Origin of the sequence: Crossiella sp. SN42, from assembly GCF_023897065.1 — a bacterium.
Classification (GTDB): Bacteria; Actinomycetota; Actinomycetes; order Mycobacteriales; family Pseudonocardiaceae; genus Crossiella.
Genome location: NZ_JAMHIV010000006.1, coordinates 15136 through 34249, shown reverse-complemented (window position 1 = coordinate 34249; position 19114 = coordinate 15136). Strand labels below are relative to the sequence as shown.

Annotated in this window: 16 protein-coding genes and 2 CRISPR repeat arrays; of the genes, 3 read left to right on the top strand and 13 right to left on the bottom strand. The window is 66.6% G+C overall.

The annotated features are described in order from the left end of the window. Window positions 1-166 precede the first annotated feature (166 nt). Window positions 167-682: a CRISPR direct-repeat array (repeat unit 29 nt; unit sequence CGGAACATCCCCACGGGCGTGGGGCGCAC). Window positions 683-700: 18 nt separating this feature from the next. The 13 genes from cas2e to M8C13_RS08670 all read right to left on the bottom strand — a co-directional run bounded on the left by cas2e (window position 701) and on the right by M8C13_RS08670 (window position 17222). Further along, window positions 701-1012, bottom strand: a complete 312-nt coding sequence (gene cas2e / locus M8C13_RS08730; RefSeq protein ID WP_252480205.1) for a type I-E CRISPR-associated endoribonuclease Cas2e — start codon at window positions 1010-1012, stop codon at window positions 701-703. A 188-nt stretch (window positions 1013-1200) separates the two neighbouring features. Then, window positions 1201-2001 (bottom strand): type I-E CRISPR-associated endonuclease Cas1e, encoded by an 801-nt coding sequence (gene cas1e / locus M8C13_RS08725; protein ID WP_252479989.1) that lies wholly within the window; start codon window positions 1999-2001, stop codon window positions 1201-1203. Continuing rightward, the gene (gene cas6e / locus M8C13_RS08720) at window positions 1998-2642 is read right to left on the bottom strand and encodes a type I-E CRISPR-associated protein Cas6/Cse3/CasE (protein ID WP_252479988.1); all 645 of its coding nucleotides are present in this window, start codon (window positions 2640-2642) and stop codon (window positions 1998-2000) included. Before cas6e ends, cas1e begins: the two co-directional genes overlap by 4 nt. Further along, complete coding sequence (gene cas5e, locus M8C13_RS08715; protein WP_252479987.1) at window positions 2639-3412, bottom strand: type I-E CRISPR-associated protein Cas5/CasD; 774 nt, start codon at window positions 3410-3412, stop codon at window positions 2639-2641. The genes cas6e and cas5e overlap by 4 nt, the downstream gene beginning before the upstream one ends. Next, window positions 3409-4602 carry a type I-E CRISPR-associated protein Cas7/Cse4/CasC gene (gene cas7e / locus M8C13_RS08710; protein ID WP_252479986.1) on the bottom strand — a complete coding sequence of 398 codons (1194 nt, stop codon included), beginning with the start codon at window positions 4600-4602 and terminating at the stop codon, window positions 3409-3411. The genes cas5e and cas7e overlap by 4 nt, the downstream gene beginning before the upstream one ends. Before the next feature lie 3 nt (window positions 4603-4605). Then, window positions 4606-5280 (bottom strand): type I-E CRISPR-associated protein Cse2/CasB, encoded by a 675-nt coding sequence (gene casB, locus M8C13_RS08705; protein WP_252479985.1) that lies wholly within the window; start codon window positions 5278-5280, stop codon window positions 4606-4608. Further along, entirely contained in the window at window positions 5277-6827 is a 1551-nt protein-coding gene (casA, locus tag M8C13_RS08700) for a type I-E CRISPR-associated protein Cse1/CasA (RefSeq protein WP_256508786.1), read from the bottom strand. The genes casB and casA overlap by 4 nt, the downstream gene beginning before the upstream one ends. A gap of 805 nt (window positions 6828-7632) precedes the next feature. Further along, on the bottom strand, window positions 7633-10518 hold the full coding sequence (gene cas3, locus M8C13_RS08695) for a CRISPR-associated helicase Cas3' (RefSeq protein WP_252479983.1): 2886 nt from the start codon (window positions 10516-10518) through the stop codon (window positions 7633-7635). 28 nt (window positions 10519-10546) lie between these two features. Beyond that, window positions 10547-11125: direct repeats of the CRISPR family, unit length 29 nt; unit sequence GTCCGCCCCACGCCCGTGGGGATGTTCCG. A 174-nt stretch (window positions 11126-11299) separates the two neighbouring features. Beyond that, window positions 11300-12151 (bottom strand): hypothetical protein, encoded by an 852-nt coding sequence (locus M8C13_RS08690; RefSeq protein ID WP_252480204.1) that lies wholly within the window; start codon window positions 12149-12151, stop codon window positions 11300-11302. A 764-nt stretch (window positions 12152-12915) separates the two neighbouring features. After that, a complete protein-coding gene (gene dbpB / locus M8C13_RS08685; RefSeq protein WP_252479982.1) occupies window positions 12916-14040 on the bottom strand; it encodes a DGQHR domain-containing protein DpdB in 1125 nt (374 codons plus the stop codon). After that, a complete protein-coding gene (gene dpdA, locus M8C13_RS08680; RefSeq protein WP_252479981.1) occupies window positions 14033-15307 on the bottom strand; it encodes a tRNA-guanine transglycosylase DpdA in 1275 nt (424 codons plus the stop codon). Before dpdA ends, dbpB (M8C13_RS08685) begins: the two co-directional genes overlap by 8 nt. Further along, a complete protein-coding gene (dbpB, locus tag M8C13_RS08675) occupies window positions 15304-16428 on the bottom strand; it encodes a DGQHR domain-containing protein DpdB (protein ID WP_252479980.1) in 1125 nt (374 codons plus the stop codon). The genes dpdA and dbpB (M8C13_RS08675) overlap by 4 nt, the downstream gene beginning before the upstream one ends. Beyond that, window positions 16425-17222: a hypothetical protein gene (locus tag M8C13_RS08670; protein ID WP_252479979.1), complete on the bottom strand. Its 798-nt coding sequence runs from the start codon at window positions 17220-17222 to the stop codon at window positions 16425-16427. Before M8C13_RS08670 ends, dbpB (M8C13_RS08675) begins: the two co-directional genes overlap by 4 nt. Between M8C13_RS08670 and queC the strand changes: the two genes are divergently transcribed. From queC to queD, 3 genes are read left to right on the top strand one after another with little or no spacing between them, the layout of a single operon-like run. Further along, window positions 17196-18125 carry a 7-cyano-7-deazaguanine synthase QueC gene (gene queC / locus M8C13_RS08665; RefSeq protein WP_308202775.1) on the top strand — a complete coding sequence of 310 codons (930 nt, stop codon included), beginning with the start codon at window positions 17196-17198 and terminating at the stop codon, window positions 18123-18125. The two genes, M8C13_RS08670 and queC, sit on opposite strands and share 27 nt — an antisense overlap. Further along, window positions 18122-18757 (top strand): 7-carboxy-7-deazaguanine synthase, encoded by a 636-nt coding sequence (gene queE, locus M8C13_RS08660; protein ID WP_252479977.1) that lies wholly within the window; start codon window positions 18122-18124, stop codon window positions 18755-18757. The genes queC and queE overlap by 4 nt, the downstream gene beginning before the upstream one ends. Beyond that, complete coding sequence (gene queD / locus M8C13_RS08655) at window positions 18757-19113, top strand: 6-carboxytetrahydropterin synthase QueD (RefSeq protein ID WP_252479976.1); 357 nt, start codon at window positions 18757-18759, stop codon at window positions 19111-19113. The genes queE and queD overlap by 1 nt, the downstream gene beginning before the upstream one ends. Window position 19114 lies beyond the last annotated feature (1 nt).

Genomic DNA, 19114 nt, shown 5'->3' with positions numbered 1-19114 from the left:
ACGAGGTGCTTGCCTTTCCGGAGGGTTCAGGCTGCGGTTGTTCTCGGCCGATGTCAGCGGGGAGTCAGGCTGCCGCCAGGGAAGCCGGGGCGCGGGCCTTGCTCAGGACGAGGGCATCCCGGCGCGGATGCCACACCAGGATCGAGTTCTTCTGCGGGCTGGCCCTCGGAACATCCCCACGGGCGTGGGGCGCACAGCATCGACTCGAACTGGCGCTCAGCCCCAGCGGAACATCCCCACGGGCGTGGGGCGCACGTTGACCGAGGTGAACTCCCCCGGCGCGAAGGCGGAACATCCCCACGGGCGTGGGGCGCACCCGACGTCCCGTTCTGGCTCACCGCGTGTGTGCGGAACATCCCCACGGGCGTGGGGCGCACGAAGGCTGCTGTTCAGCGTGGTGCTGGCGCACCGGAACATCCCCACGGGCGTGGGGCGCACAGGGCCAGGCGCTTGCGGGTGGCGGTGGCCATCGGAACATCCCCACGGGCGTGGGGCGCACCGGGACGGCGCGGCCACGCTGGAACACGCGGTCGGAACATCCCCACGGGCGTGGGGCGCACCCCCTGGAAAGGATGTCGGCCAAGGCGTCGAGCGGAACATCCCCACGGGCGTGGGGCGCACGGCACCCGCGTCCACTCCCGGCACTCGGTGGGCGGAACATCCCCACGGGCGTGGGGCGCACACTTCGCGACCTGCACGTTTACCACGGCACTTCGTGTTCTTCAGCGTCCTCACCCTGAGCTGTCCAGCGGATCAGGGTGAGCCCGTCAGCCTCGTAGGGCTGGCGCCGGCGCTCTCCGGCGGTGCGGATGGCAAAGCCCTGCTCGGTGTCGGCTGGGTAGACCAGCACCGCCGCGCCGTCCCCGATCACCGCGCTCACGTTGTCCCACAACAAGTCCCGGACCCGGGCCGAGACGCTGCCGACGAACATCCCCGGCATCGTCTCCAGCATCCACCGGCTCAGCGCCCCGTGCACGTGGTCGGGAACCGCGGTGGTGGCCAGCACAACCATCGACGGCACAACAACCTCCCCAGCTCAGCCGATGCTGTGTTCGGCATAGTTGACCCCCGCCGGCAGCACCCCCAGCTCGGGATCCCACAACGACACCAACTCCACCGCCTCGTGTTCCGGCACCGGATCGGCCTCCTCAGGGGCGAGGAGCTGCTGGATGTCGGTGACGATGCGGGGCAGCAGCTTGATCAGTCGCAGCTCGTCGCGGAAACGGCGGCGGGCCTGTTGTTCCGGGTTGCTCGCGGCGTGCAGGGCGAAGGCCAGCGGGATGGTGGTACGAGCCTTATACAGATCGGCGATGTCGTGGACGAAGGCGTGTTGCTTGCCGCTGTGGACAAAGCCCAGCGCGGGGGAGCAGCCCAGCGCCAGGATCGCGGTTGGACGATGCCGTACAGGCAGGTGTTGGCCGCCGACAGCGCCAGGTTGACCGGGTCCTGCTCCTCCCACCGCGCTGGGTCGTAGTCGCGCCGGAACCGGGGAATCCGGTGTTGCTGGGCCAACTGCTTGTACAGCGCCTTGACCCGCTGCCCTTCCAGACCACGCAACTGCGCCAGAGTCGTACCCGGCGGGAGTCCGGTGCCGAAGCGTTTCTCATACATCGCCACCGCCACCCGCAGCCTGATCTGCTCATCGGCCCAGGCGCGGGCCTGGTGCTCCAGCCACCGGGTGGTCAGGGAGTCGGGCAGGATCCCGGCGTAGCTGCGCACCCCACCGGCGCCGGTGCACACCACGGTGGCGCCGTGGCGGGCGATGGTCGCCAGCGCCGGTTGGGTGATGGAAGTGCCAGGGCCCAGCAGGATGCAGGACAAGGCAGCCACCGGCAACGCGATCCGATCCACCCCGCGCGGGGTGTCGATGCGGGCATGTACCCCGGTCTCGTCCTGCACGATCCGCACCAGGTCCAGGTAGAGGAAGCTCAGCGAGTCGGCCACCCGCGGCAGCATCACCACCGACGGCGCGGCCAGACGCCGCCGCGCCGGGCCGGTCACCAAGGGCTGCGCACCGGGGCGAGGCTGAGCAGGCCGCAGCCGTAGGCCTTGCCGCGTCCGATCCCGCGCAGCACGGCCTGGCGGGCGATCTCGGCGTCGGTGATGGTGGCGATGCCCTGGAAGCGGGTGCGGGGGTGACGGATGGTGTCCTGGCTGCGGGCGGAGCGCTCGGCGGTGATCATGGTGGTCTGGGTCTGGTTGAGGGTCAGGCCGTGTTCGGGGGCGCGGAGTTCCCACCAGGCCAGGGCTTCGGCCTCGGTGCGGGCGATGCGCTGGCCTTTGCGGTAGGGCGGTTGGTCACGGGCCAGGCGTTTGCTGCTGCAGGCCACAATCCGGTAATGCACCACCACTCCGGGGCGCAGCTGTTCGATCAGCGGGGTGATCTCGCGGCACTCGTGCGTGCCGTAGTCCTCGACCAGGTTCTCCGGTGCGGGTTCGATCTGGCTTTGCACCAGGATCTGCGGGCCGGCCGCATCGTTGTCGAGGCGGAAAAGGACGCCGGCATGCCGGCGCGGTTGGTCGCTGGGCTGATCAGGGAACAGGGACATGACGGTGCGGTGCATGCCGACGGCGTTGTGCAGGTCGGCGCGGCTGCGCTGGTGGCGCAGGTTCGGGGTGATCCGGGTCAGCCAGAGGGTCATGACGTGGTGGATTCCAGGTAGGTGTGCAGAGCGGTGAGGTAGTCGCTGCCGTACCCGCCGCACAGCGCGGCGGGCAATGCCCGGGTGTGCAGGTAGACCCGCCGGTCGTGGTGGGCGCGCTCGTGCGGGTGGAAAGAGGAGGGCAGGTCCGGGAGTTCCTCACTGCGGCAGACCTCCTCCTGTGGTCCGGGTGGGGCTTCCAGGACGAACTCCACGCTCACCGTGGTCTTGTCCTTCCCGCGGGGTGCCGGGCGCGCGAGGGGGAGATGGTCGAGTTCGGCCGCGGCGTGCTCGATCGGCGCGGGGGTCAGTAGCAGCGGGGCCTCGGCGGGGCAGCTGCGCCGTCCGAGGTAGGGCGCCCAGACCGGGTGGGCCAGTGCCGCGGCGATGCCGGTGATGACCTCGGCGGGGCCCTCCAGGGCCGCAGTGAAGGCCGCGTCGGCCAGGTAGTGCCGGCGAGAGGTGATGGTGGCGGTGTCCAGGGAACGGCGTTTGCCCTCGGAGGTGGGCACGGTCTGCTCCGGGCGGCGTCCGCCGCCGACGGTGTGGAAGTCGCTCATCCGGACACCGGGCCGGTCGATCCGGACGGTGAGCACCAACTTGTCCCACCGGGCGTCCAGCGGTGTGGTGCGGGGATGGCCGTGGGCGGAGCTGATCAGCCCGAACAGCCCGGAGCGGGTCGGGTAGCGGTGGGTGTCGCGATCGTTGAAGGCCGCCGCAATCCCCCAGGACTGCATCGGGCCGGCCAGGTGCAGCAGGATCCCGATCACCGCGCCTCCGGCGCCGCCGCGGCCAGGGCCGCACCGATAAGCTGACCGAAGCTGGCGTGGCGCTGCCCGAGCCCGTCCAGGGTTTCCTGTTGCAGGGCGGCGTGTCCGGCAAAGGGCAGGGTCTGGGTGCCCAGCAGGGTGTTGACCTGGGTCGCGTAGGTGGCCAGGCCCTGGCGCGAGGGTGCACCGAAGCCGCCGGTGCCACTGGCCGGGGAGACCGGTTTCTCAAACGCCGCGGCCAGGGAGACCGGGCGGTCGGCGCGGACGGCGAGGTAGGCCAGGTCGGGGACGGTGAACGGGGCGGTGCTGTTCTTTTTGGCCTGCGGCATCGCGGTGCAGAAGGTGTCCAGGAACGCCTCGGTCACCGACAGCGCGTGCGCCGCATCGCCGTTGAGGTTGGTGGTCAGGTCGGTGAGGTTGATGCTGGCGTAGCGGTAGAAGACCCCGGTGGTGAACTCGTTCTGGCTCAGGTGACCGCCGCCGGTAAGTTCGGCCGGGTTGAGGTCATCCACCGCGGTGAAGAAGTCCACTTCGATCTCGGTGGCGTGGGTGGTGAAGGCGTGAGCGACCTGCACCGCGCCGTCCACTTTGGACCCCGGGACCTCGGCGAGCATCCGGCCGAACAGGGCGGTGCTGCTGTTGCGGCTGGTGATCAGCTCGACGATCTGCTTGCGGGGCAGCACCTCGGCCAGGTCGAGCGCCTTGTCCCGCTTGTTTGCCTTGCCACCCTTGGGTTTGCCGTCCTCCTGCTTCTCACTCGTCTTGTCCTGGGCGGTCAGGGCCTGTTCCAGGGTGTCGCGGTGGCCCAGACAGACCTGGACCAGCTCGGCGATCGAGTCCTGGGGAAGGTAGACCAGCACGGTCAGCCCGGCCTTGTCGATGCCCAGCTCCGCGGAGGCGGCCACCGCACGCCCGGCGAGACCGGCCAACTCCTGCGGCCACTGGTGCACCGCGTGGAGGTCTTCGGCGATCTTCTTGGTCAGCCGGCGGGTGCGGACGGCGGGGTCGGCCAAGCGCTGTTCGACTTCCAGGCGCACGGCGCGTTTCCAGCACTGGCTGGAGACCCGGGCGCGTTCCTTTCCGCCGTATACCACCGATTTCGGCGATCCGAGGTCATCGCGGTTGAGGTTGGCATAGGGCAGGGTGTGCAGGAGGTGGAGGTCGAGGTAGCGGGCGGGGGCGCTGGTCACGTCTTACTCTCCGTTGTCGGCGGTGTCGGGGTCGAGATCGATGAGGGTGCGGTAGAAGTCCTGGAGCCATTCCTTGGCCACCAGGCGCGGGGTGTGTTCCCAGCGGCACAGGTCGTGGAGCAGGCGCACCCAGTCCGGGCTCGCGTTGACCTCGTTGAGGCGGCGGATGACCACGGGCAGGTGGCGGTGCAGGCCGGTGAGGCTCTGCCGGCAGAGCACCCGCAGATGCTGTTCGGCGCTGTGGGGGTTGATCGCTTTGGGCTGGCCGGGACGGGATACCGCTGCCCGAGCCAAGGACACGCCCACCGTGGGCAGCTCCCACCACCTCGCCGCTTCGGCGGGTTCGTCGGGGACGGCGTTGTCCGGTGACGTGGTGGACTCCTCGGAACCAGCGTCCTCGGGCGGGGTGGTGGGGTTGTTGCGGTGGTGGGTGGCGGCGGGCTGGGCGGCGATGAGGGCGGCCACGGTGTAGTAGGCGCGTTCGCGTCCCGGGCTGGGATCGCGGGGCAGCCAGCGGGCGAGCACCTTGTGGGTGGCGGCGTTGGCCTCCTCCGGGTTGCGGCGCTCCGCGCGGCGCAGGTTGGCCCGCGCGCTGGGTGAGGTGGCGCAGAGCCGGTGGATGTGGGCGACGAACTTCACGTACCCGGTCTCACCGGACGGGGCGACGGTGGTGCTCACCTGTTCTCCTTGCCCCACTGGGGGTTGTCGAAGTTGCGGCGGGCCGCGGCCAGGGCCTTGACCACGGCGGGCTTGGTCCCCTCGGCCTCCGACAGCACGGTGTTGATGGCCCGGTGGGCCAAGGTCCGGAAGGCGGCCGAGGAGGTCTCGATCTTCTCGGCGCGCAGCCGGGCCCAGAACTCTTCCTCCGCGGCCGGCCAGTAGAGCTGGGCCGCGCGTTCGGGCCAGGGCCCCCGTTTCTTCCGGTCGGTGGTGTCGAGGACCTGCTGCCAGGCCCGCGCCAGCACCGCCTCCAACCGGGTCCCGACGGCCTCGGCGCGCTCGCGCAGCAGGCCGATCTGGTGCGGGATGCGCGGATTGTTCTCCTCCAGCCAGTTCAGCACCGGCGGGGTCACGGAGGAGAACCACCGCTTTTCCCGGGTTTGGCCGTCCTGATCGAAGCCGTAGGCCCGTACCCGCAACCGCGCCCGCACCTGCTCAGGCAGCTCGGCGAGGGTGGCAAAGGCCGTCGGGCGCCGGGGTTGGGCGCTGCTGGTGCTGGTGGAGCGCAGCAGCGCGTCGAGGTCACGCCAGAGGCTGCGCTCGACCTTGGCCGGGCGGCCGTAGAGGTTGCTGTCCTTGCTGAGCTGATAGATCAGGTAGGGATCGGGCACCTCAGCGGCGGGCTGGCGCCAGGCCCAGGTGACGTAGGCGTCCACGACGTGCTCCCCGGTGGCATCGGGGCAGAGCAGGACCGCGTGCCGGGAACGCCCGGTGAGCAGCCCTCCGGGCCAGCTCGGCCGCGGCGGCAGCCCCAGCGGGTCCACGGGCTCGGTGCGTTCCCACGGGCACAGGCCGGGTTCCTGCTCGGGGTTGCCGACCGGGGCGGGCAGCCCGGCCAGCAGGGACTCGAACAGGGTGTTGCCGATGGGGTGGTAGGACAGGGTCGAGCGCAGGATTCCTTTGGTGGAGTTGGAGAACCGGGCGCCGTTGACGGTGCGGGCGGTGCACTTGCCTGCCGGGCCGTAGTAGTGCTGGATCAGCAGGTGCAAGACGGCGTCCCGGGTGCGGATGGGTTCGGGTAGCTGATCGGTGAAATGGCCGAACCAGACCTGGTTGTTGCCGGTGGGCCGCCCGAAGACCAGCTTGTTGATCCCCGAGGAAGACGGGCACTGCTGGGCGAGGGCGGGTTCTTGCATCCACGGCCGAGGCCCGAACAGGTCGAAGGCCTCGGAGTGCTGGGCGAAGTAGGACTCGATCGCCTCGGGGTCGAACCGGCCGCTGCCCGCTTCGGCGGGGTCGAGCAGGTGGAAACGCCGGTCCAGCCAGTCGTCGGGGCTGGGGTGTTCGGCGGGGTCGCTGGGGGCCAGGCCGGTGATCCGGGCGGCCAGCGCGTAGAGCACCCGCCACAAGGCCGCGGCCGCCGGCGGGATCGACACCGCGAGGTCGTCGATGTCGTGTGCCTGGGTGAACAGCTCCCGCAACCCAACCCAGGACACGCTGGCTCCCCGGCGCACCGGAATCCACTCCCGCTCCAGCAAGTCGAATCCGACCTCGGTTGTGCCCATTATTTGTGCCCCATCCACAAAACCACCTTACGAAAGCTTGTCGACCGAGTCGCCAGGTTGCCCTAAAAGGTAGCCACCACGGACCAACACAGAGCGAAGCAACCCATTCGGGTGAACCTCCACGTCCCATCTCAGGTCGACCCGAAGCACACGACCTCCCACCGACAACATTCTGAGCAGCGGATACGCGATGGGTCGCGCTTACGGAACCCTCAACCTTGTCTCGCGCGAGCGATCAACACACTGTCGTCTTCTGCCTCACGCCTCGCGTCCGCTTGACTTGACGAATCCGCAGGTCATAGGGTCCCGTCCCATCAGAGCCAGAACCTGGAGGGAGCAGTAGCAGGTGAGCCGATGGTGGGTCGCGGGTGGCGCGGTGGTCGTCCTGTTCTTCTTGATAGATGAAGTTCGAAGAACGGTGATCGCACGCGCCGCATTCAAGGGATCAAGCTCGAAGGACCGAGCTGAAATCCTTGAGGTCGCAAACAGATGAGTCGACCCTTAGACTAAGTCACAGAAAACGCATATCCACTCAGCATCCAGGCGGTCAACCCTCTCCGACTCCGCCAGACTAGAATCACCAGGGCAACCTATCAAGACCGGTGGACAACCTCCACTTTCTAAGTGGCGAAATCTGTCGGAATGCAACGAGTCCCATCAAACATGTGAGGGTGTTCCAGCGACCGTGTGTCGATCGCTAGAGCCTGGAGACGCCTCCATGCCTCCTCACGCTGGTGGGGAACGGTGTCGTGGGGCGTGCACTCGCCCCACGACACCGATGTCAACCGCAGGGAGTCCGCGCCGTTCAACTCAGCTTGGTGACCACCAGACCGAGACGGTCGTCCAGGGAGAACCTGCGCCTGCCGATCACTACCGACCCGGACCCGGCCTCGGTCAGCGGCAAGGGAATGATCCGCAAGTCCCCTAACCACGGCGTGTTCTCCCAGCTCGCCGGCAACCGGGCAGCCTCGCTGTCGCAGTGCTCGTTCAGCAACGAGGCACGGACCGGGATCGAGCAGCCCATCACCATCCGGATCACCGCCGCCGACGGACGGGACTTCGCCGCGGCATGCTCGCCCGGAAGCGCGATCCACCGGTTGCGATCCAGCCACCGCCGCCCCTGATCATCGACGAAGCAACACACCACCCGCTGGGTATCGGCCCCCAGCCGGGTGGTCAGCTCCACCTCCCGGCGCTCCAGCAGCCCCGCATCCACCACCGGCGCCTGCGACAGCTCCTCCAACCGGGAGATCACACCGGCTTCCGGCACCATCACCCACCCGGCTTGATCACGCTGGGCAAGCCGCTGGCCTTCATACTCTGTCCACCAGCGCTGATCGTCCTGGTCCATGCTGAACTCGTCATAGACCTCACCGACCAGCCCGGACACCTCCCCGGGGATCGCCACCGGCTTGCCCTGTCGGGCCCGCAGCACCGTCAGCGTGCGCTCCAGCAGATACCGCGGATAGATCGACCGCCACACCGGCGGCATCGCGAACTCCCCGGACTCCTCCACCGGCACCAGCACCACCAACCTCGCCTGCCCCGGCCACGCCCCCCGCTCCCGCTCGGGCCGCTCGTGGCGGTGGCACCGTCCCGCCCGCTGCAGCAGCTGGGCCACCGGCGCCACATCGGTGATCACCAGATCGAAGTCCACATCCAGGGACTGCTCGATGAGCTGGGTCGCCACCACAATGCTCGGCTTCTCCTTCCGGCGAGGACCTTTCCCATGCCGGGTAAGGACATCGGCGGCGACCGCGGCCCGATCCTCATCCGGCAGGCGGGCATGCAGCAACGACACCTCCACCTCCTCCCCAGCCCACTCCAGGAGGTCCTCAAAGGTGGCCTGGGCGGAATCGACGGTGTTGCACACCACCGCCACCCGTCCACCCCGCACCCGCAGCGGCGTCAACAGCTCCCCCAGCACCGCCGACCGGCTTTCCCGGCTGTTCTCTGGGCTCTCCGGAACGTTGATCAGGTCCACGGCCAAGGTGGAGGTCCGCATCACCGCCATCTCCGCCACCGCCGCCGGGCTGGGCCTCACCGTGTCACCGCCGGCGGCATCGACGAAAAGCCACCCCGGATAGTCGATCGCGAAACTGCCCGGCCGGTGAGCCTTGCCGCGGCTGCCCCGCAGGTAGGCGTTGATCAACGCGTCGCTGATCACCCGCGGCAACGTCGCCGACAACAACACCACCGGGACCCGGTAATGCCCCAACCAGGTCAGCAACGTGGCCAACAGCGACTGCATGTAGGCGTCGTAGGCGTGCGCCTCATCGATCACCACCACCTTGCCGGAAAGCCCCAGCAGACGCATCACGTTGTGCCGCACCGGCAGCACCGCCATCAACGCCTGATCCACCGTGATCACCGACATCGGCGCCAACAGGCCCCGCTTCGCCCCGTACAACCACTGCAACGCCGTCCTGGCCACCGCGGACTCATCCGAGACCATGCCTGCACCTGATCCGGTGGCCAGGTGCAGGCGGGACATGCTGTGCACCAGGGTCACCGCCGAGGGCCCGGTCACCGCCCGCTGGGTGAACTGCCGCACCCGGGTGTGCATCTGATCAGCGGTGGCCATGGTGGGCAAGGCGAACACGACGCCTGAGACCCCGGCGGCCTGCCCCAGCATCGACGCGGCGACCAGCGCGGTCTCGGTCTTGCCGTCCCCCGGCGCCGCGGTCACCACCAACAACCCTGCACCCTTCACGCCGGTGGCCAGCTGTTGCTGCACGCTGCGCTGCAACGCATTCGGCGCGAACCCCCACACCGCGCTCACCTCGGTGGCCGCCACCACCGCCTGCCCCAGTCCGGCCTCCCGGATCACCTCCGGCATCGCCGCCAGGCTTCCCGCATACCACTGCGCGACCGTGCGGGCCGGGTCGTCCTGGCGGGCGGTGATGAAGGAGAGCTGGCTGACCAGCCAGTCGGCCAGCACCACCACCCCGGCCACCAACGCCGCGGCCGGCACCTCGAAGGTCACCGGCATCGGCGGGGCGCCCAGCGCGGTGTGCAGGTGCTCGACCAGCAGGCGCCGCTGCTGGGCCCACTGCTGCTCGCCCATGGCCTCCGGCCAGCGGTAGAGCCTCGCCTCGCGCTCACCCACCTCGTGGAAGCAGCCATGGTGGCCCCCGATCACCTGAGCGGCCACGCACTGCGGAGAAGCCCGCCACCGGCGCGCCCGCGCCGCGCCGAGTTCGGCCAGCAACGGCGCCACCGCGATCTGGCCCGCCAGGTCATGCCTGACCTGCGGAATCGAGCCGTCCACCGGGTAGCCGGCCAGGTGCTCAAGCTCGGCGAAGGCGGCCTTGTCCAGTTGCTGGAACACTGCGGTGATCTTGCCCAGATCGTGCAGGCCCGCCCACAACGCCACCAACCGCCGAGCATGCTCCCCGGTGACCCCCATCCCCCGCGCGATCACCCCACGCTGAGACGCAGACAGCACCACCTCCCACAACACCCACGCCGCCGCGGCCGCATCCGCCCCATGACAGGCCACCGGGTACCGCTTCCGCAACCCCCTGGACTTGCCCCACAACCGCCACTCCACCAACGCCCACCCATCCACTCCCAGAACACTGGCAACACCACGGCACCCGAATGGATACCGTGACCCCCTGACAACTCCAGGCCCGGGACCACTCGCACTACCGAACGCCAGCGGCGCTGCCCCTTGAAAACTCAACATGGCGCGGAAACACCGCAGGTCACGAAGTGTCCGCCCCACGCCCGTGGGGATGTTCCGGCGGCCAGGTCGGTGCGCGCCCACTCTCCGGTGTCCGCCCCACGCCCGTGGGGATGTTCCGATCACCACCCCCCACCTGAATGGACGCGTCCGGTCCGCCCCACGCCCGTGGGGATGTTCCGGCCTCGGTGAGCAGGTGGGCGTTGGCGGTGGCGTCCGCCCCACGCCCGTGGGGATGTTCCGTCGTCTCCGTTAGTCGCGCCCGCGAACTGGAGGTCCGCCCCACGCCCGTGGGGATGTTCCGTGATCTGTGGATGTAACGCGGACGCGGTGGATGTCCGCCCCACGCCCGTGGGGATGTTCCGCCGGAACCGATGGTGCTGGTGGAGGGCACGGCGTCCGCCCCACGCCCGTAGGGATGTTCCGTTGTCCAGTCATGACACGAACGGACGCGTCCAGTCCGCCCCACGCCCGTGGGGATGTTCCGAGTCGATGGTGCCACCGTTGGCCGCCGGGCCAGTCCGCCCCACGCCCGTGGGGATGTTCCGAACCGCTCCTGACACAACTGAGGCCCCGTTGTGTCCACCCCCATGCCCGTGGGGATGTTCCGCCGTGCTCGCCGACGATCCGGTCCGCGTCCGTCCCACGACCCGGCGGCCGGGTCGGACAGCGAGCATAGGTACCGGCCTTCCGCTACGGGGTCGGCGAGCGTGAGCTGAAGTGCGTTGGCGGCTTCTCCAGGTAGGCCTGCATCTCCTGGCGGGCCTGGGCCATCCACACTTGGTCAACGCTCATCGCTGACCGGCTCCCGTCGCCCACTAACGTCCTCGGCAGCTACTGGTCCGTGCCGATCTCGGCGGGGACCGATCGGCTGCTCTCCAGATTCTCTGCACTCCGCACGCAGGACCGCGACCAGCCGTCGCGACCTGCTCGCACCGACTTTCAGTCGACGACGCAATCCCTCGGCTGAGATCGGCCGCTGATGCTCGGCCCGATGCCGGGCGTCCTCTTCCCGCGCCCTCGCCAACAGGTCATCGGAACGGGCGGCCGGTCCGTCCTGTTTCTGCGCGGAATGGCTGGCCTTCGCGGGGCTCACCCGGCAAATGGCCTCCGACGCCGCTACCGTTCCGGCGTCACGGGCCTCCGACTGACCAGCTGCCGAGGGATGCCTGTGCGGCTTGCGGGAACCACCTGCCTGAGCGGAGTCGACAACAGCCTGCAGCAGGCCCGGTCCCACCTCAGCCCAGCCGATCAACAACAACGGACCGACAGCGTCGAACGCCGCCCGGCCGAAATGCCCGCTCACCAGCGGTTCGGCGACGTTGAGCGCCAAAGTCACCACGCTACAGAAGACCAGAAGGCGACGTGCCGGACGAAGAAGGTGCGGTGCCGCCCCAGTCGTCACCAGATGCCGGATCGCCAGCAGCAGGCCGAGGATCGACAGGTCGACCGCCGGGGCGACGAGCGGAGCCACCCAGACGGGCACCCCGAGGCGGAGAGCCAGGTTCAGCACGTTGCCGAAGCCGAACAGGAAGGTCAGGCCAACTACCGCGGCCATGATCAACGTGATCCAGCGGATGATCGGTGACTGGTCACCAACCGGGCGGGCTGGCGCTTCCGCTGCCGAGGCCCTCATCACGCACCGCCACCTGGTTCGCCGAGCCGGAAGCTGTGCTCGATGACCAGCCTGCCGAGCAGAAACTGCTGGCCAGAGGGGGATGGTCTGCGTTGTATCCTGCCGGGGGCACCACACAGACGAGACCGGATGACCATCAACTTCCGGCGCGTCTTTTCTCTTCTTCCTTAACCTCCCCAGATTGCGGCCTTGTCGCACCTGCTTCGTGATGTGACGGCAGCGTTGTCGGCCGAGCGGTTGCCTGCTGCACTGATGGAGCTGGCCAGGTGCAGCGTGACTGGAGCGGCGTTCCGCCAGGCAACTGTCGATCTTGACGCGATTGACCTCGACAAGGCTTGTCGCCGACGTTCTCCGCCGACGGTTCGGCTGCCCCGGAGCGCTTCCTGGACCGTCTGCTCAACCCACGCCGTCCGGGCCTAGTGCGGCCAGGGCTCGGTTGTGTGGACCTGTTGCCAACATCGAGCGCGACCTGTTCAGCAGCAGAAGACGTTCAGGGTATCCATCGGTGGTGAGAGCTCGCCGTGGAGCAGTGGCGCTGGTCGACAATCAAGAGAGCAGGGGCCAGCATCCCGAGTCCTCGACGCAGCCGGACGCATCCGTTCTGCAGGCCTGAACTCCCACTTGACCTCGAGACGACTGAGCTGATGTAGCGAGGCAGGCCCGACTCAGACACTTGTACCGCTACCGGGCATCGGGGATGCTTTCCGAACAGAGCGCAAGGCAGGGCGCACCCGATCCGACGCCGGGTGCGCCCCAGTCAATCGCTACCTCACGCGCTTCTTGACACCTTTATTTACAATCTTTTTGAGATACTCAGTCAACTGCTTGACGTCATTCGGTGTGTTCTGGAGATTGTTCCACTTGCGCTCCTCGCCCTCCCCGAACTTCCAGACGCCCGAGGTCCAGGCCACGTGTGGCTTAAGGCTCTCCACCGCTTTGCGAATGTCGTCCTCTCTGATCCGCTCCACCGGGATGTCCTCGGTCAACTCGTCCATAATGAAGCCTAGCGACTGGATTCCTACGCCGTGCGTGAGCCTCGAGTCCTTGGGCGGCTTCCGCCATTCTTCCTGAAAAACATCTCGCACCACCGACCAGAAGAGGATCAAGTGGTCGAGGATCGCCTTTACATCACCGCTTCCGTCACTCGGATCGCGATACTGGAAGAGAGAACCGTTGAACAGACTGTGCTCCAGCATCTTCAGAACACTGTTGTCCTTGATGTAACCGTTCGGCGCGGTAGGTGTCGCGATGCGCCGGTAGAAGGGGCTACGGCGCTGCCCGTTCAACCTCGTCATCAGTTCGGCCGGCAGCTTGCGCTTGAGGTATGCGGCTGGCAACTGGCCAGAAGTGTTGGGCAGCAACTCGTGAATGAGCCCCTTCGGCAGCGCCCTGGTGGAGTTCACCAAGATGAACTGAGAGCGTTGCTCTTCTTCGGCGTCGGTAATGAATCCGACGACCGCGACCGGAAACTCAGCGATGTTGGCGTCCCGGATGGCAGCGCTGCGCTGTTGCCCGTCGACGAGCCACGCGGGCTTGTCGTTCTCCGGCAGGGTCTCGTCGACAGGGATGACGAGTTCCCCTAGCACCGAGTAGTCAACCTGTTCCCCTTGCATCAGCGAGGGAACGAACTCGACTCTGCTGTCGAACGCTACGACGATCGCGTTGGGCAGCATCGCACCGTCCGACTCGAGATACCGACGGATGCTCCTGATGTGGCTGAGCACCTCTGGTCGCTGGTAACCGAGCAACTGCTCGTCCTCGTCCCGCCGGATGCGCGAAACTGCCGCGAAACTGTGCAACTTCTTCCCGTCGACTGCGAAGCAGTAGATGCGCCGCCGTCCTTGGCGCACCTCGAGCGCGGGGAGCCGCAGCGTGTACTGGTCAGCCACTTGTTCTCCTCATCTGAGCGGCCTCACCAGTGCGGCGGCCGGCAAAACTGAGCTTGCGCATCTTGGCTTCGAGCACTGTGAGGTTATGGAATCCTCTTCGCTTGTTCCGCTCAGTACCGCGGAAAATCGCGATCTCAATTCCGTGCTTCTGACAGAGTGCACACGGACAGTGCTTCCACGGCATCTCCTCCAAGGTGCGCCGGTACCGAGGGAGATAAGACTTCTTTTTGGCACCTTCGCCCAGTACCAGCTTCTCGTACTGCTCCAGCGCACTGAGCGTTTCTTCGATGCCTGCCCGGCACTGGTCGTAGTCACGAAGCAGGGCGAGACACTTTCTCTCGAGCGCTATTACATCCGCTTGGGACACCAAACCAGCCAAAACGCGCCTTTTCAATGCAGGATTACCGTCAACCTGCGGCACCCTGATCGCTGCGTATGTGTCATTGGCCGTGTGGTAGTTGTTGCGCTCATCCATGAACGCCTGCCGGAAAACCGAAGTGCTGTCGAAGCTTGCCACGCCATGCTCGGCGAACTTCTCCATGCTGTCCACTCGGTTGATACCCAAGAGGTGAAGTGTGGTCTGATCCTCCAGCCGCGACTCGATCTCAACAAGACAGTCGAGGATCTCGCTGGTCTTGAGCGGCACCATGCCACCGAGGGCGATGCGGTGGTACCCCATTTTCTGCAACTGGACGACACTGTCGGCGTAACTGGCTGGACTCCAGCCCTGGGCCGCACCAACAGGCTCGAGGGGACTTTCGCGATCCTTGACCGCGCTGATGAACTGCTCGGCCAGATCCAGCGAGATTATCCGCCGCTTTTTCCAGGCGGGGTCGACGTCGTCCTCTGCCCCTGAAGGAACATAGCCGAAAATAACATGGTCGATACTCACGCCCGCGTCGAATCCGCAGCCATCGTAGAAATCAAGTACCTCTTCGATCGAGTACGGCGGGTACTCCTCGTCGATGTAGTTGAACGCACCGCAGTCGCCGAGACTGTCCATCTCGTCTGGCAGCCGGAAGAACCTCCTGACGCCCAGCCGGTATAGACGCGCCCGCTGCGACGCAGCGTACTTCCCGGCACTGCGAGAATCTGCGGGATCAACAATGGCTTTACTGAGGAGAATACCGTCGTATGGACGAGGCGCCACGATCTCGTGCGCATAGACGTCATCTCGTTGTCGAACTCGGGTCGCGAGATACTCATCGTTGAGAAAGTCATAAGTCGGACTGACCAGGTCCTGACTGTCGGGAAAGTAGAATCTCACGAAGGGTTCGACCTCGACCTGACGTATTCGCGGACAATAAAGTTCGACAAAATGCTGATGTGCCTGGGAGTGTTCTGCAGTTCGTTCCAGGCGATGTTGAGCTCCTCCCAGCGCCCCTGCGTCCACCGGCACCTGCCCGCGATCGAGCTGAGTTCCCGGCGGATGAGACCGACCATGTCGTCAGCGCCAGGGTCGACATGGGTCATGACGCGATCCATGAGTCTACCCATCGCACGGATGCCAACACCGTGCATCAACCTGCTCTTCGTCGGTGGTAGTCCCCACGCGTCGGGGAAGGTCTCCTTCACCGCCGTCCAGTAAGAGATGAGGATCTTACGGATGGCTGTGGTGTCAGTCGTGCCCGCCGACAGGTTACGGAACAAGAAGAGCGCACCCGAGGAGGAGTTGAGCGACTCCTCGATCGCAGTAATGAGGCTGTTGTCAGTGACCACGGCAGAGCTGCGCTGCTCTTGGGGAGTCGACGCTCGCTTGATCAACTTTCGGAACGGCGAGTCCCGATCCTGGTTGAGCACGTCGACGAGCGCGGAGGGCAGTTTTCTCGCGGACACCTTGGTGGGCAGCGGTGTTGGAACCTCGGGAAGAAGTTCCGACACCAGGTTCGTCGGCAGCGGCGAGACGGTGTTGACGCGGAGGAACTGGTCACGTTGCGTGGCAAGATCTTCCGCCACGAACCCAGCGACGATGATCGGCAGGCCCTTGTTCGTCGTCTTCGCCAGCGCCGCACTGCGCTGCTGCCCGTCCACGATCCAAGCTGGCCGGGGATCATCCGGCGAGTCCGGCAGCGGGATTTCGATCGTGCCGCTCACGGCCATGGAGTCGTACCCGGTCACTGGGCCGGGACTCGCCCGGAACCGCACGGTTTCGGGCAGAGCCAGGATCAAACCGTTGGGGAACAGCACGTCGTTCCCGTCGAGATACTCCAGGATCTGGTTCACATGCTGCTTCTTCTCCGGCCGCTGATAGCCGAGCAACTTGCCCGCAGCGTCGCGTGAGATCCGGGCGACGTCAGCAACCTGGCTCACCTCGTGCGCAGCGAGAGCGAAGACGTACAAGGGAATCGTGGGATGCTGCTTGATTCTCAACGCCCGACGCTTGATCATCGCTCCCCCATCACTTCCAGGAACAACTGTGCGAACCGACTCTGCTCGCATGCCAGGCCGCTGTCGCGGAGCATGCGGTGCAGCCTGCTCCGCGAATGGCCCGGGTGTTCGACGACCTTGCGGCGGATGAAGTCCTTGACCTGAGCGTCTGTCTGCGGCACCCGGTTGTACCGCATCGGGTTCGCCACAGTCTCCGCCCAACTCGCCCAACTGCGGCAAGTCGCATCGGCCGTCAGTACGCCGCCTGAGCAACGGGCCAGCCAGGACGCCGCCATCCTGGCGTTGAGGCCTGTCATCGTGCCTCCCAACGCGCTGCGCAATGCGCCATTGGCCGGCAAGCGCCGCATGCCCTCGACATCCTCACTGCCACCGACGAGGAGGACGTCTTCGCTTGACCGCGCCAACTCGTGCAACTCGGGGTGCAGAACGGCCCCGTACACGTCGGAAAGCACCAAGAGCACAGACCGCTGGCCTCCCAGCTCCGCTACCCGGGGGGTACTCATCTGCTTCTGCAGTCCCTTCCACCAGAGCCTCCGGTCAACGGGGGAGGTGGCGACCGAGTCGTTGTGCCGAGGGCTGAACGTGGCGGCGTACGCGGGGAACTCACTCGACACCGGCTGGAGGCCGAGCCCCGCCGACGCCACCCAGAGTTCGGGGGCGAAGCCGGCGGAAGCCGCCACTCGCATGAGCTCCCAGGTCTGAACCCAGTGCTCGCCCTTGTAGAGCCGGGCTAGCGGAATCTTCGACGCCCCTCGCTTCAGCCGTTCGTGCCACACGCCGAGACGCTGCGTCACGCTTCCCCCTGGCAGAGACCTCACCTGGAGCTCAGGAGCGGCAGCAGCGATCTTGCGATCGGTGCAAGTCACCACCACGACCAGTTGTCTCACGCTCCCAAACTCCCGCCTCGTAACTCGCCCACAGTGCAGATTACTCATCTCTCAGTTACCGCGTTAGGATGCTCCGAGCTACCCAACACTATTAAGGAGGTGACGTCGATGAGCCGACCGGCGATCGTACTACTCAGTGGTGGACTCGACTCCACGACGGTGCTTGCCATCGCGAAGGACAAGGGGTTCAAGCCCTACGCCCTGAGCTTCAGGTACGGGCAGCGGCACAGCGTGGAACTCGAAGCCGCCGCGCGTGTGGCTGCATCCCTCGGCGCAGCCGATCACAAGATCGCCGAGATCGACTTGCGGTTGTTCGGCGGTTCAGCACTCACCTCCGACGTCGCGGTGCCCAAGCACGACAGCGTCGACGACATCGACGCGGACAGCATCCCGGTGACCTACGTCCCGGCCCGTAACACGATCTTCCTCTCGTTTGCGCTCGCCTACGCGGAGGTCGTCGGCGCGTCGGACATCTTCACGGGGGTCACCGCGGTTGACTACAGCGGTTATCCGGACTGCAGGCCGGAGTACATGGCGGCGTACGAAAAGATGGCCAACTTGGCTACCAAGGCAGGCGTGGAGGGGCAGGCTCGATTGAAGCTGCACTCGCCGCTGATCACTATGTCCAAGGCAGACATCATCCGAGAAGGGCTGCGCCTGGGCGTGGACTACTCGATCACCTCCAGTTGCTACGACCCCGACGCGGAGGGCGCGGCGTGTGGGCGCTGCGACACCTGTCTGTTGCGTCTCAAGGGGTTCGCCGAGGCAGGCATGAGCGACCCCGCGCGGTACCAGATTGCTCGCGCATGACATATTTGATCAAGGAGATCTTCTACACCCTGCAGGGCGAGGGCAGTCACGCTGGCAGGCCTGCTGTGTTCTGCCGGTTCTCGCGGTGCAACTTGTGGACCGGCCTCGAGAAGGATCGGTCACGGGCGATCTGCCAGTTCTGCGACACGGACTTCGTTGGCACCGATGGTGAGGGTGGCGGTCGGTTCGCCACCGCCGTTGAACTCGCTGAGGCAGTGGAGCGCCAGTGGCCCTCGGACAGCCGCGATCATCGGTTCGTCGTCTGCACCGGAGGGGAACCGCTCCTGCAACTGGACGAAGCGGCGATCGACGAGCTGCACGCGCGCGGTTTCACCGTGGCCGTGGAGACCAACGGCACGCGCCAGGCACCGGTCGGCCTCGACTGGATTTGCGTGAGCCCGAAGGTGGGTGCTGAGCTCGTGATCACCAGCGGGGACGAACTCAAACTCGTCTACCCACAAGTCGGCGGCGACCCGGCCCAGTTCGAGCACCTCGACTTCCAGCACTTCCGTCTGCAACCGATGGACGGCGCCGATGTCGAGGAGAACACGCGAGCGACCGTCCAGTACTGCCTCAAGAACCCCCATTGGTCGTTGTCGCTTCAGACACACAAGTATCTCGGGATCCAGTGATGGAGATCTTTCGCGAGTTCACCTTCGAAGCAGCTCACCGCCTGCCAAATGTGCCGGAGGGCCACAAGTGCGCCAGGCTGCACGGGCACTCCTATCGGGTCGTCCTGCATGTCGAGGCACCCGTCGACCCGCAGGCTGGCTGGGTCATGGACTTCGGAGACGTGAAGGCTGCCTTCAAGCCGCTAGAGGCCGAACTCGACCACCACTACCTCAACGAGGTGGGCGGGTTGGAGAATCCCACCAGTGAGAACCTGGCCGTGTGGATCTGGGACCGGCTGCACCCGGCCCTCCCCGCGCTTTCGGCGGTGACCGTGCGCGAGACCTGCACCTCCGGGTGCACCTACCGAGGCAGGTGAA

Coding starts and splice junctions, on each gene's coding strand:
- cas2e (WP_252480205.1), bottom strand. CDS start 1,012: ATGGTTGTGCTGGCCACCACCGCGGTTCCCGACCACGTGCACGGGGCG.
- cas6e (WP_252479988.1), bottom strand. CDS start 2,642: ATGACCCTCTGGCTGACCCGGATCACCCCGAACCTGCGCCACCAGCGC.
- casA (WP_256508786.1), bottom strand. CDS start 6,827: ATGGGCACAACCGAGGTCGGATTCGACTTGCTGGAGCGGGAGTGGATT.
- cas3 (WP_252479983.1), bottom strand. CDS start 10,518: ATGTTGAGTTTTCAAGGGGCAGCGCCGCTGGCGTTCGGTAGTGCGAGT.
- M8C13_RS08690 (WP_252480204.1), bottom strand. CDS start 12,151: ATGAGGGCCTCGGCAGCGGAAGCGCCAGCCCGCCCGGTTGGTGACCAG.
- dbpB (WP_252479980.1), bottom strand. CDS start 16,428: ATGATCAAGCGTCGGGCGTTGAGAATCAAGCAGCATCCCACGATTCCC.
- queE (WP_252479977.1), top strand. CDS start 18,122: ATGACATATTTGATCAAGGAGATCTTCTACACCCTGCAGGGCGAGGGC.
- queD (WP_252479976.1), top strand. CDS start 18,757: ATGGAGATCTTTCGCGAGTTCACCTTCGAAGCAGCTCACCGCCTGCCA.